15 protein-coding genes and 1 tRNA gene are annotated in these 16347 nt (G+C 68.7%); 3 read left to right on the top strand and 13 right to left on the bottom strand.

Translation table 11 applies throughout. The annotated features are described in order from the left end of the window. Nucleotides 1-101: 101 nt before the first annotated feature. On the bottom strand, nt 102-1601 hold the full coding sequence (gene rpsA / locus Pme01_RS06280; protein ID WP_168114746.1) for a 30S ribosomal protein S1: 1500 nt from the start codon (nt 1599-1601) through the stop codon (nt 102-104). Nucleotides 1602-1868: 267 nt separating this feature from the next. Here rpsA and Pme01_RS06275 point away from each other — a divergent pair, with 267 nt between their 5' ends. Continuing rightward, nucleotides 1869-2666, top strand: a complete 798-nt coding sequence (locus Pme01_RS06275) for a class I SAM-dependent methyltransferase (protein WP_168114745.1) — start codon at nt 1869-1871, stop codon at nt 2664-2666. 61 nt (nt 2667-2727) lie between these two features. Continuing rightward, nucleotides 2728-3309, top strand: a complete 582-nt coding sequence (locus tag Pme01_RS06270; RefSeq protein ID WP_168114744.1) for a Uma2 family endonuclease — start codon at nt 2728-2730, stop codon at nt 3307-3309. 15 nt (nt 3310-3324) lie between these two features. Here the strand turns inward: Pme01_RS06270 and polA are convergent, their stop codons facing one another. From polA to Pme01_RS06215, 11 genes are all read right to left on the bottom strand, one after another. Further along, on the bottom strand, nt 3325-6024 hold the full coding sequence (gene polA, locus Pme01_RS06265) for a DNA polymerase I (RefSeq protein WP_168114743.1): 2700 nt from the start codon (nt 6022-6024) through the stop codon (nt 3325-3327). A 51-nt stretch (nt 6025-6075) separates the two neighbouring features. Further along, a complete protein-coding gene (locus Pme01_RS06260; RefSeq protein ID WP_168114742.1) occupies nt 6076-6600 on the bottom strand; it encodes a DUF6328 family protein in 525 nt (174 codons plus the stop codon). Nucleotides 6601-6911: 311 nt separating this feature from the next. Then, on the bottom strand, nt 6912-7664 hold the full coding sequence (locus Pme01_RS06255; RefSeq protein ID WP_168114868.1) for an amino acid ABC transporter ATP-binding protein: 753 nt from the start codon (nt 7662-7664) through the stop codon (nt 6912-6914). Between the two features lie 11 nt (nt 7665-7675). Continuing rightward, complete coding sequence (locus Pme01_RS06250; protein WP_168114741.1) at nt 7676-8653, bottom strand: amino acid ABC transporter permease; 978 nt, start codon at nt 8651-8653, stop codon at nt 7676-7678. A 2-nt stretch (nt 8654-8655) separates the two neighbouring features. Beyond that, nucleotides 8656-9594, bottom strand: coding sequence for an ABC transporter substrate-binding protein (locus Pme01_RS06245; protein ID WP_168114740.1), 939 nt, complete (start codon nt 9592-9594; stop codon nt 8656-8658). Between the two features lie 78 nt (nt 9595-9672). Continuing rightward, entirely contained in the window at nt 9673-10383 is a 711-nt protein-coding gene (locus Pme01_RS06240) for an ABC transporter ATP-binding protein (RefSeq protein ID WP_168114739.1), read from the bottom strand. Further along, entirely contained in the window at nt 10373-11284 is a 912-nt protein-coding gene (locus tag Pme01_RS06235; RefSeq protein ID WP_168114738.1) for an ABC transporter ATP-binding protein, read from the bottom strand. The genes Pme01_RS06240 and Pme01_RS06235 overlap by 11 nt, the downstream gene beginning before the upstream one ends. Beyond that, nucleotides 11281-12351: a branched-chain amino acid ABC transporter permease gene (locus tag Pme01_RS06230; protein ID WP_373315460.1), complete on the bottom strand. Its 1071-nt coding sequence runs from the start codon at nt 12349-12351 to the stop codon at nt 11281-11283. The genes Pme01_RS06235 and Pme01_RS06230 overlap by 4 nt, the downstream gene beginning before the upstream one ends. A 68-nt stretch (nt 12352-12419) precedes the next feature. After that, nucleotides 12420-13370 (bottom strand): branched-chain amino acid ABC transporter permease, encoded by a 951-nt coding sequence (locus Pme01_RS06225; RefSeq protein WP_168114736.1) that lies wholly within the window; start codon nt 13368-13370, stop codon nt 12420-12422. A gap of 98 nt (nt 13371-13468) precedes the next feature. Then, nucleotides 13469-14635, bottom strand: a complete 1167-nt coding sequence (locus Pme01_RS06220) for a branched-chain amino acid ABC transporter substrate-binding protein (RefSeq protein WP_168114867.1) — start codon at nt 14633-14635, stop codon at nt 13469-13471. A 205-nt stretch (nt 14636-14840) separates the two neighbouring features. Beyond that, nucleotides 14841-15446: an ANTAR domain-containing response regulator gene (locus Pme01_RS06215; protein ID WP_275408502.1), complete on the bottom strand. Its 606-nt coding sequence runs from the start codon at nt 15444-15446 to the stop codon at nt 14841-14843. An 83-nt stretch (nt 15447-15529) separates the two neighbouring features. On the opposite strand from Pme01_RS06215, the gene Pme01_RS06210 reads away from it, so the two are divergent. Continuing rightward, a tRNA-Leu gene (locus tag Pme01_RS06210) sits at nt 15530-15603 on the top strand. Nucleotides 15604-15666: 63 nt separating this feature from the next. Here the strand turns inward: Pme01_RS06210 and Pme01_RS06205 are convergent. Next, the gene (locus Pme01_RS06205) at nt 15667-16275 is read right to left on the bottom strand and encodes a hypothetical protein (RefSeq protein ID WP_168114735.1); all 609 of its coding nucleotides are present in this window, start codon (nt 16273-16275) and stop codon (nt 15667-15669) included. Between the last annotated feature and the right edge of the window lie 72 nt (nt 16276-16347).

Raw genomic sequence — 16347 nt, 5'->3', positions numbered from 1 at the left:
CCCGGTCACCCGGACCCCGGATGGTAGATACGAAGCGGCCCCGGACCGGCGAACCGGTCCGGGGCCGCTGACGTGACTTCAGTCGCGATCGCGCCCGAAGGTCAGCTCTTGCCGCCCGCGAGCTTCTCGCGCAGGGCCGCGAGCGCCTCGTCGGTGGCGAGGGTGCCGCTCGGCTCCTCGGCGGCCCGGGCCGGAGCCGGGGTCGTCGACGAGGCCGGGCCGGCGGGCGCCGCCTCGGCAGTGGCCTCGGCCTGGCGGGCCGTCTGCACCTGCTTGGTGTGGGCCTCCCAGCGCTGGCGGGCCTCGGCGTACTGCCGCTCCCACTCCTCGCGCTGCTTGTCGAAGCCCTCGAGCCACTCGCCCGTCTCCGGGTCGAAGCCCTCGGGGTAGATGTAGTTGCCCTGCTGGTCGTACGTGGCCGCCATGCCGTAGAGGGTCGGGTCGAAGTGCTCCTCGCCCTCGACGAAGCCCTCGTTGGCCTGCTTGAGCGACAGCGAGATCCGCCGGCGCTCCAGGTCGATGTCGATCACCTTGACCATGACCTCGGAGCCGACCTGCACGACCTGCTCGGGGATCTCGACGTGGCGCTCGGCCAGCTCGGAGATGTGCACCAGGCCCTCGATGCCGTCGTCGACGCGCACGAACGCACCGAACGGAACCAGCTTGGTGACCTTACCCGGGACGATCTGCTGGATCGCGTGGGTACGGGCGAACTGCCGCCACGGGTCCTCCTGCGTCGCCTTCAGCGACAGCGAGACCCGCTCGCGCTCCAGGTCGACGTCGAGCACCTCGACCTCGACCTCCTGGCCCACCTCGACGACCTCGGAGGGGTGGTCGATGTGCTTCCAGGACAGCTCGGAGACGTGCACCAGGCCGTCGACGCCGCCGAGGTCCACGAACGCACCGAAGTTGACGATCGAGGAGACGACGCCCTTGCGGACCTGTCCCTTCTGCAGCTTGTGCAGGAACTCGCTGCGAACCTCGGACTGGGTCTGCTCGAGGTAGGCCCGGCGGGACAGCACCACGTTGTTGCGGTTCTTGTCCAGCTCAATGATCTTCGCCTCGAGCTCACGCCCCACGTACGGCTGGAGGTCGCGGACCCGACGCATCTCGACCAGCGAGGCGGGCAGGAAGCCGCGCAGCCCGATGTCGAGGATGAGGCCACCCTTGACCACCTCGATGACGGAGCCGCGGACGACGCCGTCCTCTTCCTTGATCTTCTCGATCGTGCCCCACGCGCGCTCGTACTGCGCCCGCTTCTTCGAGAGGATCAGGCGGCCCTCCTTGTCCTCCTTCTGGAGAACCAGGGCCTCGATGTGATCACCGACCGTCACAACTTCGGCGGGGTCGACGTCGTGCTTGATCGACAACTCGCGCGAGGGGATGACGCCCTCGGTCTTGTAGCCGATGTCGAGCAGGACCTCGTCCCGATCGACCTTCACGACGGTGCCTTCGACAATGTCGCCGTCGTTGAAGTACTTGATGGTCTCGTCGATCGCGGCGAGGAAGGCTTCCTCCGAGCCGAGGTCGTCGATGGTGACCTTGGTGCCGCTGGTGGTAGCGGCGGGTGCGCTCGAGGTGGCCTCGATGCTGCTCGTCATGTGGGTTGTTGCTCCGGTCGGATGGGTGTCAGGCGGTGACCTGCGGTGCGCTCGAGGACCCGTCACCGACCACGACCCGGCCATCCAGAGGAAGGACCGGTTGTGTTGACGACTAGCGGGTCTGCTCCCTGCCGAGACACGCGGCCCACGAGTGCATCGAACAGCCTACCGTGCGCAATACCACATGGTCCAACGGTCCCCCGCACCCGCCGCAAGAATCTGCCCGATCTTTTTTGTTGAGCGCATAACCACGTACCGTGGTCGGCCGTGAGCGATGCGGGTGTGACCCGGCGGTCGGTGACCTCCGGCGAGAATCGAAGGGCCAATCGTGGCTGGTGGGACGCTGATGCGGACGCCTACCAGGCCGAACATGGCGAGTTCCTAGGCGACGTGGACTTCGTCTGGTGCCCCGAGGGGCTCCGTGAGGCCGACGCGCGCCTCCTGGGCGACGTCGCCGGCCGGCGGATCCTCGAGATCGGGTGCGGCGCGGCCGCGGCCGCGCGCTGGCTGGCGACGCAGGGCGCCCGGGTGGTGGCGGCCGACCTGTCCACCGGGATGCTGCGGCACGCCCGCCAGGCCGCCGAAAAATCGGGGGTACGGGTACCGCTGGTGCAGTGCGACGCCCTCGCCCTCCCGTTCGACTCCGAGGGTTTCGACACCGTATGCACCGCTTTCGGCGCGGTACCGTTCGTCGACGACTCGGCGCGGCTGATGGGCGAGGTGTTCCGCGTGCTTCGCCCCGGCGGCCGGTGGGTCTTCTCCGTCACCCACCCCATGCGTTGGATCTTCCTCGACGACCCGACCGAGGGCGGCCTGGTCGCGGTCCACTCGTACTTCAACCGCACGCCGTACGTGGAGTACGACGAGTCCGGCGCGGCGACCTACGTCGAGCACCACCGCACGCTCGGCGACCGGATCCGGGAGCTGGTCGCGGCCGGCTTCGTGCTCACCGACCTGATCGAGCCGGAGTGGCCCGAGGGGCACGAGCAGATCTGGGGCCAGTGGAGCCCGCTGCGGGGGCGCGTCTTCCCCGGTACGGCGATCTTCGTCGCGGAGAAGCCGTAGCGTTCTGGCCCCTCCCTTCTGGCCCCTCCCCGGACGCGGGATCCTGGGTAGCGTGACCGACATGAGCGCAGAGCCGATCGACCCGGGGGCGCGGTCGTGGTCCCCGGACCCGCTCCGGCAGCGGCTGGCCAACTTCACGATCGAAGACGTTCTCGCCCTCCCAGACGATGCCCCCCGCGTCGAACTCGTCGATGGAGTAATGGTCGTGGTCCCCTCGCCGTCGTTGGGTCATCAGACCATCGGCAACCTGCTGTGGGCCTGGCTACGCCAGCGCTGCCCGGACCGCCTCGACGTCGCCACCGCCGTCGGCGTCGCCGTGACGCCGAACAGAACCTGCGAGCCCGACGTCCTGCTGTACTCGGCGGAGGTCAGCCGGACCCACCACTTTCTGATGCCGCACGAGGTCATGCTGGTGGTCGAGGTCGTCTCACCGGGCACCCGGCGCCGCGACCGGCTGGAGAAGCCGGCCGTCTATGCCGAAGCGGGTATCCCCAACCTCTGGCGGGTGGAGCAGGATCCGGTCCACGTCTACGCGTACACACTCACGAACGGCGTATACAAGGAGTTGGCGAACAGCGCCGACGAACTGGTGCTCGACGAACCGTTCCCGATCCGGCTGCCGATCCGGGAAATCACCCCGTAGAGTGACGCCCGGCGGTCAGTGCTCGGCCTCCTGCCAGTCCCGGCCCACGCCGACCGAGACCTCGAGCGGCACGTCCAGCGGGTACGCCGTACCCATCTGGGTGCGTACGAGCGCTTCGAGCGCCTCCCGCTCCCCCGGCGCGACCTCGAACACCAGCTCGTCGTGCACCTGGAGCAGCATCCGCGACCGCAGGCCGGACTCGCGCAGCGCGGCGTCGACGTGCAGCATCGCCACCTTGATGATGTCGGCGGCCGAGCCTTGGATCGGTGCGTTGAGGGCCATCCGCTCGGCCATCTCCCGCCGCTGGCGGTTGTCGCTGTTGAGGTCGGGCAGGTACCGCCGTCGGCCCAGCACGGTCCCGGTGTACCCGTCGCGGCGGGCCTGGTCGACCACGGCGTGCAGGTAGTCGCGCACCCCGCCGAAGCGCTCGAAGTACTCCTCCATCAGCGTGGTCGCCTCGGCGGGGGTGATGCCGAGCTGCTGGGAGAGTCCGTAGGGCGACAGACCGTACGCGAGGCCGTAGTTCATCGCCTTGATCTTGCGGCGCTGGTCGGGGGTGACCTGGTCGACCGGGACCGAGAAGACCGACGACGCGGTGGCGGCGTGGAAGTCGAACCCCGAGTTGAACGCCTCGATGAGCGCCTCGTCCTTGGACAGGTGCGCCATGATCCGCATCTCGATCTGGCTGTAGTCCGCGGAGAGCAGGGACTCGAAGCCCTCACCCACCACGAAGGCACGCCGGATCCGCCGGCCCTCCTGCGTGCGGATGGGGATGTTCTGCAGGTTGGGGTCGGTGCTCGACAGCCGGCCGGTCGCCGCGACGGTCTGGTTGAACGTGGTGTGGATGCGCCCGTCCTCGCTGACCGACTTGAGCAGGCCGTCCACCGTGGACTTCAGCCGGGCCACGTCCCGGTGGCGCAGCAGGTGCTCCAGCAGCGGGTGCTGGGTCTGGACGAAGAGCCACTGCAGCGCGTCGGCGTCCGTCGTGTACCCGGTCTTGATTTTCTTGGTCTTGGGCAGCCCCAGCTCGTTGAAGAGGATCTCCTGCAGCTGCTTGGGCGAGCCGAGGTTGAACTCCCGGCCGACCACCTCGTACGCCGCCTGCGCAGCCGCCTTGACCTCGGCGGCGAACTGGGACTCCAGCTCCGACAGGTAGTGGGTGTCGGCCGCGATGCCGGCCTGCTCCATCCGGGCCAGGATCTCCGACAGCGGCAGCTCCACCTCGCGCTGCAGGCTCTGGTTGTGCTCGCCGCCGCGGATCGGGTCGGCGGCGATCGCGTCGGCCAGGTCGAGCGTGGCGCGCGCCTGCAGCATGAGCCCACGCTCGGCCGCGTCGTCGTCGCCGAGTCCGTCGAGGGTGAGCTGGCCGTCGCCGGGCTCCTCGACGCGCAGTTCGCGCTGGAGGTAGCGCAGCGCCAGGTCGGTCAGGTCGTAGGAGCGCTGGTCGGGCATGGCCAGGTAGGCCGCCAGCTTGGTGTCGGTGTTGACCCCGCTCAGCTCCCAGCCGCGCGCCGCGAACGCGAGCATCGCGGGCTTGACGTCGTGCAGCACCTTCGGCCGCTGCGGATCGGCCAGCCACAGCGCCACCGCCGGCTCGTCGGTCGCGTCGAGCCCGGCCGGGTCGAACCAGGCGGCCTCGCCGTCGGCGGTCGCGAGGGCCACCCCGGTCAGCTCGCCCGTACCCTTGCCGAACGCACCGGAGACGGCGACGCCCACCGGCGCGCCGACGCCGGCGTGCTCGTCCAGCCAGGCCTTCACCGCCCCGGGCCCGAGCACGGTACAGGCCAGCTCGAAGCCGGCCTCCGCCTCCGGCTCGACCGCCTCCAGGTACTGGTAGAGCCGGTCCCGGAGGATCCGGAACTCCAGCGTGTCGAAGAGCTGGTGCACCGCCTCGCGGTCCCAGCCGCGCCAGTGCAGGTCGTCGGGGCCGAGCGGCAACTCCAGGTCGTCGACCAGCCGGTTGAGCTCGTAGTTGCGCATCACGTCGGCCAGGTGGGCGCGCATGCTCTCCCCCACCTTGCCCTTGATCTCGTCGACGTGCGCGATGATGCCGTCGAGGTTGCCGTACTGGCCGATCCATTTCGTGGCGGTCTTCGGGCCGACCCCCGGCACGCCGATCAGGTTGTCGCTGGCCTCGCCGACGATGGCCGCGTAGTCGCGGTAGCAGTCCGGGCCCACCCCGTACCGCTCGGTGACCTTCTCCGCCGTCATCCGGTCCATCTCGGAGACGCCGCGCTTGAGGTAGAGCACGGTGATGGCGTCGTCGACGAGCTGGAACGCGTCCCGGTCGCCGGTGACCACGCCGACCTGCATCCCGGCGTCGCGGCCCCGGCGGGCCAGGGTCGCGATCACGTCGTCGGCCTCGTAGCCGGGCTTCTCCACGTACCGGATGCCCAGGGCGTCCAGGACCTCGCGGATCAGGCTCACCTGGGCGGTGAAGATGTCCGGGGTCTTGGCCCGGCCTGCCTTGTACTCGGCGTACTGCTCGGTGCGGAACGACTGCCGTGAGACGTCGAAGGCGACCCCGATGTGGGTCGGCTTCTCGTCGCGCAGCATGTTGATGAGCATGGACGTGAAGCCGAACACCGCGTTGGTCGTCTGCCCCGTCTTGGTGGCGAAGTTCTCCGCCGGCAGGGCGTAGAACGCCCGGTATGCGAGGGAGTGGCCGTCCAGCAGGAGGAGCCGCGGGGTGGTGTCAGCCGACGTAGGTGTCACGCCCTGCGACTCTAGTCCGCCCCTCCGACACGACCCGATATCGGCACGGCTTCACGACCGCGTCACACGTCCGGGGTCCTCCCGGGGGAGCTTGCGGCGCTGCAGCAGCGGCAGCACGTACCAGATCAGGACCAGCCATGCCCCGATCGCCCCGGCGACCACGGCGGCCACGCCGGTATCCACCACCACGTCGAAGACCAGGTACACCGATCCGACCACCGCGACGAGCAGGAACGCCAGACCCGCGATGGCCAGCCGGCTGCCCTCGTCGACCAGTTCGGGCTTGCGCCGGCGCCGGAAGAGCAGGCGGTGGCGGCTGACCGGGGCGATCAGGCAGGAGGTGGCCAGTGCGGTGGCGATCAGCGTGCCCAGGTACACCGTCCGCTGCTGCTCGGTGATCCTCGCGAAGTTCTGCGTGAATGGCAGGGTGAGCAGGAACGCGAACAGGATCTGTACCCCGGTCTGCGCCACCCGTAGCTCCTGGAGCAGCTCGTTGAAGTTGCGGTCGGCCCGCTCCGTGGGTGTCTCCGTCCGACCGTCGACCGCCGCGTCGCCCCCGGCATTGTCCGTGACCACCGCCGCTACCTCCCCATGGGCAACCTGGACGCTGATCGTCATTGATTGCCCTGGAGAGTTTCGATCAAAACACCGGTGCCGGGCCACGACACCGTCGGCGGAGCCACCCCTACCGCAGCTCCGCCGACGGCGGCCTGAGGGCGTCCGTGTCGACGTCGACGCCGCAGCGAGGCGGCAGCGTCGGGGTCGAGGGTACGGCGCCACCCCCGGGCCGGCGGTACCACCGCGGGTACCGCCGTTCCGGACGCCCGGCGATCATGGCCGGGACCTTCGGGTGCGCCGACCCGTCAAGCGGATGGTCCAACGGACCGTCAGAGGACCTTCTTCAGGAACGAACGGGTCCGCTCGTGCCGCGGATTGGCGATCACGTCGCGCGGTCCGCCGGACTCGACCACCACGCCGCCGTCCATGAAGACCAGCGAGTCCCCGACCTCCCGGGCGAACCCGATCTCGTGCGTGACGACGATCATGGTCATGCCCTCGGCGGCCAGGTCCTTCATCACGTCGAGGACCTCCCCCACCAGCTCGGGGTCGAGGGCGCTGGTCGGCTCGTCGAACAGCATCAGCTTCGGCCGCATCGCGAGCGCGCGGGCGATCGCCACCCGCTGCTGCTGACCGCCGGAGCACTGCCCCGGGTACGTGTCGACCTTGGCGGACAGCCCGACCCGGTCGAGCAGCCGCAGGGCCCGCTCCCGCACCTCCGCCTTGGACTCCCCGCGTACCCGCAGCGGCGCCTCCATGACGTTCTCCAGCACGGTCATGTGCGGGAACAGGTTGAACCGCTGGAAGACCATGCCGATCCCGCGTCGCTGGGCGGCGACGTCCTTCTCGCGCAGCTCGTACAGCTTGCCGCCGCGCTCGCGGTAGCCGATCAGGTCGCCGTCCACCCAGATCCGTCCGGCGTTGACCTTCTCCAGGTGGTTGATGCAGCGCAGGAACGTGGACTTGCCCGACCCGGAGGGGCCGATCACGCAGCACACCTCGCCCTGGCGTACCTCCAGGTCGATGCCCCGGAGCACCTCCAGGCGGCCGAAGGACTTGTGGACGTTCTCGGCCTTGACCATCGGCTGGCCGCTCACCCCGCCACCCCCTGTCCGCCGCCGCCCTGCTCGGCGGCGAGCCCGCGCAGCTTCAACCTGGCCCGCGCCGGCTGGCCGTACCCGCGAGAGAAGTGCCGCTCGAGGAAGTACTGCCCGACCAGCAGCACGCTGGTGAGCGCCAGGTACCACAGGCACGCCGCGACGAGCATCGGGAAGGTCTGGAACGTCCGCTTGCCGATCGCGTCCAACTGGAAGAACAGCTCGTAGATCACCGGTACGTTGATCAGCAGAGCGGTGTCCTTGAGCATCGCGATCGTCTCGTTGCCCGTCGGCGGCACGATGACGCGCATGGCCTGCGGCAGGACGATCCGGCGCAGGATCTGCCCCTTGCTCAACCCGAGCGCCGCGGCCGCCTCGCCCTGGCCCGGATCCACCGACTGGATACCGGCGCGCACGATCTCGGCCATGTAGGCCGCCTCGGACAGGAAGAGCGCCAGCAGACCGGCCAGGAACCCGGAGAGGAGGTCCCGCGAGTCCAGCCCGCCGATGCGCAGGTGCAGGTTGGAGAGGCCGAACAGCGTGCCGAGCTGGGTGTCGAACGGCACGCCGAGTTCCAGCCGGCTCCACAGGATGCCGAGGTTGCCGAACAGCACCAGCAGCACCACGCGGGGCACCGCGCGGAAGAACCAGGTGTAGAGCCAGGCGACCACCCGGAGGATCGGGTTGTCGGAGAGACGCATGACCGCGACGACGACCCCGAGCGTCACGCCGAGAAGCATCGCGCAGATCGTCATGCCGAGCGTGCCGCGCAGCACGCCGTCGATGATCGGCGGGTTGAACATGCTCGTGAACATGAACGACCACTGGAACGCCGGGTTCGTGACGAGCACGTGGACGAACATCGCGGCCAGTACGGCGAGGACGGCGACACTCACCCATCGGCCGGGGTGCCGCACGGGTACGGCCTTGATGGGTTCAGGCCGTGCCCGCACGTCGGTGATGTCAGTTGCCATGATCAGCTGCTGGCGCTGGGGCTGGGGGCCGCTCCCCCGTCGGCGCTCGGGTTCAGCTCGGGGTTCGAGATCGCCCCCGCCTGCACGTTCCACTGCTCCAGGATCTTCTTGTAGCTGCCGTCCGCGATGAGCGCCTTCACCGCGTCACGGACCGCCTCCGCGAAGGCGGTCTGGTCCTTCTTGATCACGTACCCGTAGGGCGCCGAGTCGTAGATGGCGCCGAGCGTCTCCAACTGGCCGTTGGTCTGCTTCACGGCGTACGCGATGACCGGCGAGTCGGCCAGCATCGCGTCGTCCTTGCCGGTGACCACGGCGTTCGTCGCCGAGTCCTGCGCCGGGTACGGGTCGATCGTGATCGCCGGCTTGCCGGCGTCCGTGCACGCCTTCGAGCGGGCGGTGATGTCGTCGACCTGCACCGTGTCCTTCTGGACCGCGATCTTCTTGCCGCAGGCCTCGTCGGGCTTGATGCCCGCCGGGTTGCCCTTCTTGGTCAGCCAGTGCGTACCGGCCGAGTAGTAGGTCACCATGTTGGCCTTGGCCAGCCGCTCGGGGTTGACAGTGAACGACGAGACGCCGATCTCGTACTTACCCGACTCGGTCACGCCCGGGATGATGTCGCCGAACGTCGCGGTCTGGAACTCGGCCTTGAGGCCGAGCTTCTCCGCCACGGCCTTGAACAGGTCGACGTCGAAGCCCTGGGCCGTCTTGCCGTCCGGGCCGAGGAACTCACTCGGCGCGTACGTGGTGTCGCTGCCGACGAGGATCTTGCCGTCAGCCTTGATCGCGGCCGGCACCTTGTCGGCCAGCGCCTTGTCGACGGTCGTGTTGGTCGTGCCGCCGGTACCGGAGCCACCACTGCCACCGCATGCCGCCATCGACAGCGTGACGGCGGCGGCCGCCAGCGTCAGGGCGGCACCCTTGCCGCGGTTGGGGAGAAACATCGTTTGCAAACCCTCCTGTACTGATGTGACTCGCTGGGGCAGCGCCGACCCGACCAGCGGGTACGGGTCGGCGCCACCCTACGCCACGCCGAGGTACGCCTCTTTGACGGCTGGGTCGTGGAGCAGTTCCGTACCGGTGCCGGAGCGCACGATGTTCCCGGTCTCCAACACGTACCCTCGGTGCGCGCGGGACAGTGCCTGCTGTGCGTTCTGCTCGACCAGGAGGATGGTGGTGCCCTGCTGGTTGATCTCGGTGATGATGTCGAAGATCTGCTGGATCAGCATCGGCGCCAGCCCCATCGACGGCTCGTCGAGCAGCAGCAGCTTCGGCCGGCTCATCAGGGCCCGGCCCACGGCGAGCATCTGCTGCTCACCGCCGGACAGCGTGCCGCCCGCCTGCTTGGCCCGCTCCTTCAGGCGCGGGAAGAGGGTCAGCACCCGCTCCAGGTCGGCGGCGATACCGGCCCGATCCTTGCGCGTGTAGGCGCCCATGTCGAGGTTGTCCAGGACAGACATGCCGGGGAAGACGCCCCGACCCTCGGGCGACTGGCACAGACCCCGCACCACCCGCAGGTCGGCACGCAGGCGCGTGATGTCCTCGCCGTTGAAGCGGATCGAGCCCGACGCGACGGGGCGCAGACCGGAGATGGCGCGCATCGTCGTGGTCTTGCCCGCGCCGTTGGCCCCGATGAGCGCCACGATCTCGCCCTCGTCGACCGTCAGGCTGATGCCGTGCAGGGCCTGGATCCGCCCGTACAGCAGCGTTACGTTGTCCAACTCAAGCAGCATCTGCCGGCACCCCCAGGTACGCCGCGATCACCTTGGGGTCGTCACGGACCTCCGCCGGCGTACCCTCCGCAATTTTCCTGCCGAACTCCAGCACCGCGATCCGGTCGGTGACGCCCATGACCAACCGCATGTCATGCTCGATGAGCAGCACCGTCACCCCGGTGTCCCGGACCCTGCGGATGAGCTGGAGCAGGTCCTCCTTCTCCGCGGGATTGAACCCGGCCGCCGGCTCGTCCAGGCACAGCAGCTTCGGGTCGGTGGCCAGCGCCCGGGCGATCTCCAGCCGGCGCTGTTCGCCGTAGGAGAGGTTGCGGGCGACGTGCCCGGCGCGGTGCCGGATACCGACGAACTCCAGCAGCCGCAGGGACTTCTCCCGGCCCTGGGCCTCCTCCCGGCGGTGGCGCGGCAGACGGAACAGCGCACCCAGCACGCTGGTCTTGTGGTGGGCGTCGGCGCCCACCATGACGTTCTCCAGCGCCGTCATCTCCGGGAAGAGCCGGATGTTCTGGAAGGTGCGCGCGATGCCCATGGAGGTGATCTCGTACTTGCGCAGGCCCGTCACCCGCTTCCCGGTGAACCGGATCTCGCCGTCCGTCGGCCGGTAGATGCCCGTCATCGCGTTGAAGCAGGTGGTCTTCCCCGCACCGTTGGGCCCGATCAGACCGAAGATCTCGCCTTGGCGGATGGTGAAGCTCACTCCGTCGAGGGCGGTGACGCCTCCGAACCGCAGCGTGACGTTGTCGACCTCCAGCAGCGCCGCGCCGCCCGGTACCGGCGCAGGGCCGGCGCCGGCCGAGGACCGCTCGTGCGGCACCCCGATCGTGGTCGGGATCGGCTCGTCGACCCGCTGCCGCGAGGTCTCGTCGTCCCACTCCGTCGACTCGGTATGAGGCTCGCTCATTGGGGTGCCACCTCCCTGGCGCGGTCCTTCAGCTCCAGTGCCCGGCGACGGCTCGGGATGAGCCCCTGCGGCCGGAAGATCATGATCAGGATGATGATCACACCGAAAAGCAGGTAGCGGTACTCGTACGCGTCCCGGTCCAGGATCTGGGTCCCCCGGAGGCGGTCGGGAATGTACGAGATGAGCGCGCCGCCCAGGATCGCGCCGGCCATGTTGCCGGATCCGCCCATCACCACACCGGCGAGCACCAGGATCGAGAGCTGCAACTGGAACATGGCCGAGTTGACGAAGCCGTTCTGACCGGCGAAGAGAACACCACCCAGACCGCCGACGCACGCGCCGATAGCGAACGCCCAGAGCTTGTACTTGACGGTGCGCACGCCCATCACCTCGGCGGCCTCCTCGTCCTCCCGGATCGCCAGCCAGGACCGCCCGACCCGGCTGCGCTCGAGGTTCCGCAGCGCGAGGACGACGATGATGATGATCGTGACGCCGAGCCAGAAGTACGGGGTGGCGTCGCGTACCCCGAAGACCGGTGTGCCGTCGCTGAACGTCCCCGGCGGATGCGGGATGCCCGTGAAGCCCTGGTCACCGCGCAGGAAGTCGGGAGTGCTGTCGGCCGTGATCCGGATGATCTCGGCGAAACCGAGCGTGACGATCGCCAGGTAGTCACCTCGTAGCCGAAGCGTCGGCCAGCCGAGGATGAGGCCGCTGAACAGGGCGATCGCGATCGCGATCGGGATAGTGGCCAGCCACGTCCACTTCGTACCGAACACGCTGTCGCCCGAGGCGAGCAGCGCCACCGTATAGGCACCGACGGCGTAGAACCCGACATAGCCCAGATCGAGCAGTCCGGCGAACCCGACGACCACGTTGAGGCCGAGGGCGAGCAGCACGAAGTACGAGACGTTGAACAGCGCGCTGGCCCAGTCGATCCCCTCGGTGACCAACTGTGGGCCGAGGACCGGCACGTCGGCGGCGTACGGCAGCAGGTACGCGCCGGCCACCAGGAGGGCGAGAACCGCCCAGCGCACCGGCTTCGGCAGGCTGTCGAGCCTGCCGCGCAGTCCCCCACCCGGCTTCCCTTGAGACGGGGCTGTGGCTTCTGGTGTCTGAGGAGTGTCCGCGGTGGTCGTCATGCCCTCGCCCTTCCGAGAGACTCACCCAGCAGGCCGGTCGGGCGGAACATGAGCAGCACCACCAGCAGGACGAAGGCGCCGACACTGTGCCACTGCGTACCGAACAGGCCCGAGACGTAGTTTTCGAAGACGCCGAGCACGAAGCCGCCGAGCAGGGCACCGCGCAGGTTACCGATGCCGCCGAGCACCGCCGCCGAGAACGCCTCGACGCCGAGGTACAGGCCGTTGTCGTAGCGCACGTTGCCGATCTTCAGCAGGTACATGATCGCGGCGACGCCGGCCATCAAGCCACCGAGCAGGAAGACCAGCGAGATCACCCGGTTCTTGTTGACGCCCATCAAGGCGGCACTGTCAGGGTTCTGCGAGACGGCGCGGATGCCGCGCCCCAGGCGCGTGCGGTTGATGAAGAAGTCCAGCCCGATCATCATCGCGAGGGCGACCACGACGATGAGGATCTGCAGGTTGGTCACCCTCCCGTCCGCGATCCGGAACACCGGCTCCTGGGTGAGCAGCCGCGGCACACCCTTGTTGTTGCGGTGAGTGAGCACGCCGACGAACTCGGAGATCGCGATGGAGGCGCCGATCGCCGTGATGAGGAACGCCAGCGGCGGCGCGTTGCGGCGGCGTAGCGGCCGGTAGGCGACGAGTTCGATGACGACCGCGGTGGCCGCGGACGCCGCCGCGGCCACCAGCAGACCGATCAACAGGTAGCCGACGAACCCACCCAGCCCAGGAGTGCGCGAATCCTGGTCGAGGCCGAAGGCGCCCCAGGTGAGCACGGCAGTGAACGCGCCGACCGTGAACACCTCGGAGTGGGCGAAGTTGATCAAACGGAGCACGCCGTAGACGAGCGTGTAGCCGAGGGCGAACAGCGCAATGATCGCCCCCTGGGCCAGCCCGGTGACGGTGAGCTCACCGAACTGGCTGAACAAATTCGAGAAATTCACGCGAAGGCTCCAAGGTGCGGATAAGGGCGGTGCGGCCGGAACTTCCGCTCCGGCCGCACCGATCCGTCGACTGACCTGCAGTACCGGCAATCAGCCGCTCACGCCTTGGGCGCCTCCTGGTCGGGGACGACCTCGCCGCCCGACACCTTGAAGGCCCAGACGATGAGCTTGGTCGGGTCCAGTTCACCCTTGTCGGTGAACTTGTAGGTGTTGGCGATACCGGTGTAGTTGACCGTCTTGAGGTACTCGTTCAACTTCTCCGTCGTGGTGTTGCCCTTGCTGATGCCCTCGAGGTAGATGTTGGCCGCGTCGTAGGCGACGTCGCTGTACGTACCGGCGTCGACATTCCAGCGGGCCTTGTAGTCGGTGACGAAGCTGCCCTTGGCCTTGGACGCCGGAGCGCAGGGGCAGGTGAGGATCGTGCCCTCAGCGGCTTCCTTGCCGGCGGCCTGGATGTAGCCCTTGTCGTTGACACCGTCGCCGGCGACCAGGGCGCCCGTCCACCCGGCCGCGGTCAGCTGCTTCCGGAAGAGGCCGGCGTTCTGGTAGTAGCCGCCGTAGAAGAGCGCGGTCGCCCCGCTGGCGACGACCTTGGTGACCGTGGCCGAGAAGTCGGTCTGCTTGCCCTCGCCGCCGACCTTGTCGCTGCCGACGACCGCCGAACCGAGGACGGCCTTGACCTGGTCGGCCAGGCCGACGCCGTAGGCGGACTGGTCGTCGACCACGAACGCCTTCTGCACCTTCATGACGCTCTTCATGTAGTTGCCCGCGGCCGGACCCTGGGCGCTGTCGTTGGCGACCGCCCGGTGGAAGTAGGTCCAGCCCTTCTCCGACAGCGTCGTGTTGGTCGCCGACGGGGTGATATTCGGGATCTTGGCGTCGTTGAGGATCGGGTTGGCCGCCTGCGACTCGCTGGAGAACGGGAGTCCGACGACGCCGATGATCTTCTTGTCCGCCACCAGTTGACGCGCCAGGCCGGGAGCTACGTCCGCGCTGCCCTGCGAGTCGAACTTCTTGATGGTGATGCAGTCCTTGCCGTTCTTCTTGTTGTACTGCTCGATCGCGAGCTCGGCACCCTGCTCGATGTTGACGCCAAGGTTCGCCGACGGACCGGTCAACGCCCCGAGGTAACCGATCGAGTAGCCGCAGTTCTTCCCGCCAGCCGAAGTTCCGCTGTCACTGCTGCCCTTGTTGCAAGCGGCCGTGCCGGCGACGAGCGCCACGATGGCCACCCCGCCCAGCGCGCGCGTCAGTCCCTGCCTCAACGCCACGATCCCTCCTCCATTCGATGGATCTCCGCGCAACCCGTGTGACCTGCTGGGATGTGACAGAGATCCCAAAAATCGCAGTCCAGTCTGGCCGGGGACTCTATTGCACCGGAGGAGGGGACCGTAAGTGGCCGGCAGAGGGATTGACTGAACCGTTACATCCGACCGTCACGATGCGCCGATCGGTGTAATACATCGCCTTCTATGCCGGCTTTGCGGAGGGGTTCGCGGGCGACTCGGCGAGGATCCGGTCGGCCACTTGGCGCATCGTCATGCGGTGGTCCATCGCGGTGCGCTGGATCCACTTGAACGCCTGGGGCTCGGTCATCTCGTACGCCGTCATCAGCATGCCCTTGGCGCGCTCGATGGCTTTGCGCGTCTCCAGCCGCTCGTGCAGCGTGGCGACCTCGGCCTCGAGCACCGCGGCCTCGGACCACCGGGACAGCGCGATCTCGACCGCCGGCACCAGGTCACTCTTCTGGAACGGTTTGACCAGGTAGGCCATTGCCCCGGCGGCGCGTGCCCGCTCCACGAGGTCGCGCTGGCTGAACGCCGTCAGGATGACGACCGGGGCGATCTTGGCAGTGGCGATCTTCTCGGCGGCGGCCAGGCCATCCATGATCGGCATCTTGATGTCGAGGATGACCAGGTCCGGGCGCAGGTCCTCGGCCAGGCGCACAGCGGTCTCGCCGTCGCCGGCCTCGCCGACGACGTCGTAGCCCTCCTCGACGAGCATCTCGCGCAGGTCCAAGCGGATGAGCGCCTCGTCCTCCGCGATCAGCACCCGACGGCTCGGTACGTCAGCCACTCGCGACACTCCGATCGACCTCGAAACCCAGACGGCGATTACCGCCCCGCTCAGAGTAGTCGGTACCCTATGACCGCGTGCTGGTCCCCGTATCCCAACCGGCAGAGGAACGGAGCTCAAACCTCCGACAGTGTGGGTTCGAATCCCACCGGGGGCACCGATACCCACGCGGCGCCGGGCAGCGCCAGCGTCGGGACCTCGTCCTGGTCGATGACCAAGATCACGGTAGCGAGGGACCCGAGGCGGCCAGGACCGCGACGGAGGCGACCGCCGCGACGAGCACCGCGAGGCTGGCGAGCTGCCCGACGGGTCTGCCCCGCATCAGCGCCCGGACGATCCACGTCGGCTCCTGAGCCGTGCCGTCCGGCCTGGCGGGCCGCCACCGCGGTACGACGATGGCCCCCACCTGTGCCGCGGCGAAACCGCCGCCGAACGCGAGCCCGACCCACCACGGAGCGAACTGGCCGGCGCACAGCGCCAGTAGCGCCCAGGTCGCGGCGGAGACGCGGAACGTGGTGACGGCGAGTCCGGTGTCGAGGCCCCACAGGAACGGGCCCCGGCGCGACCCGTACCGGTAGATCCAGTTTTTGGGTGTCTGCCGCCGCCAACTGAGCCGGCACAGCTTTCCGCCCCGGAGTGCGGCGATGTCGTACGCACACAGCACCACGCCGATGAGGGCGACGGCGACCGCGCGCCCGGTCTCCGGAATCAGCGGGGCACCGACCGCCCGCCCGACGCCGGTCGCCAGAGCGAAAACGGCGAACGAGGACAGCAGAAACCCGCCGACGAGCGACCCGACTGGGCGTACGTCGATCGCACGCCGTGACATCTCCCCCTCGCCGAGAGGGCCGTCAGGGACGCCCGGCCCCTTGGTGAGGGACCGGAGCATCCCGACGAACGA

Origin of the sequence: Planosporangium mesophilum, assembly GCF_016863255.1 — a bacterium.
GTDB lineage: Bacteria > Actinomycetota > Actinomycetes > Mycobacteriales > Micromonosporaceae > Planosporangium > Planosporangium mesophilum.
The sequence above is the reverse complement of the archived record's forward strand: the minus strand, read 5'-3'. Positions and strand labels throughout refer to the sequence as shown.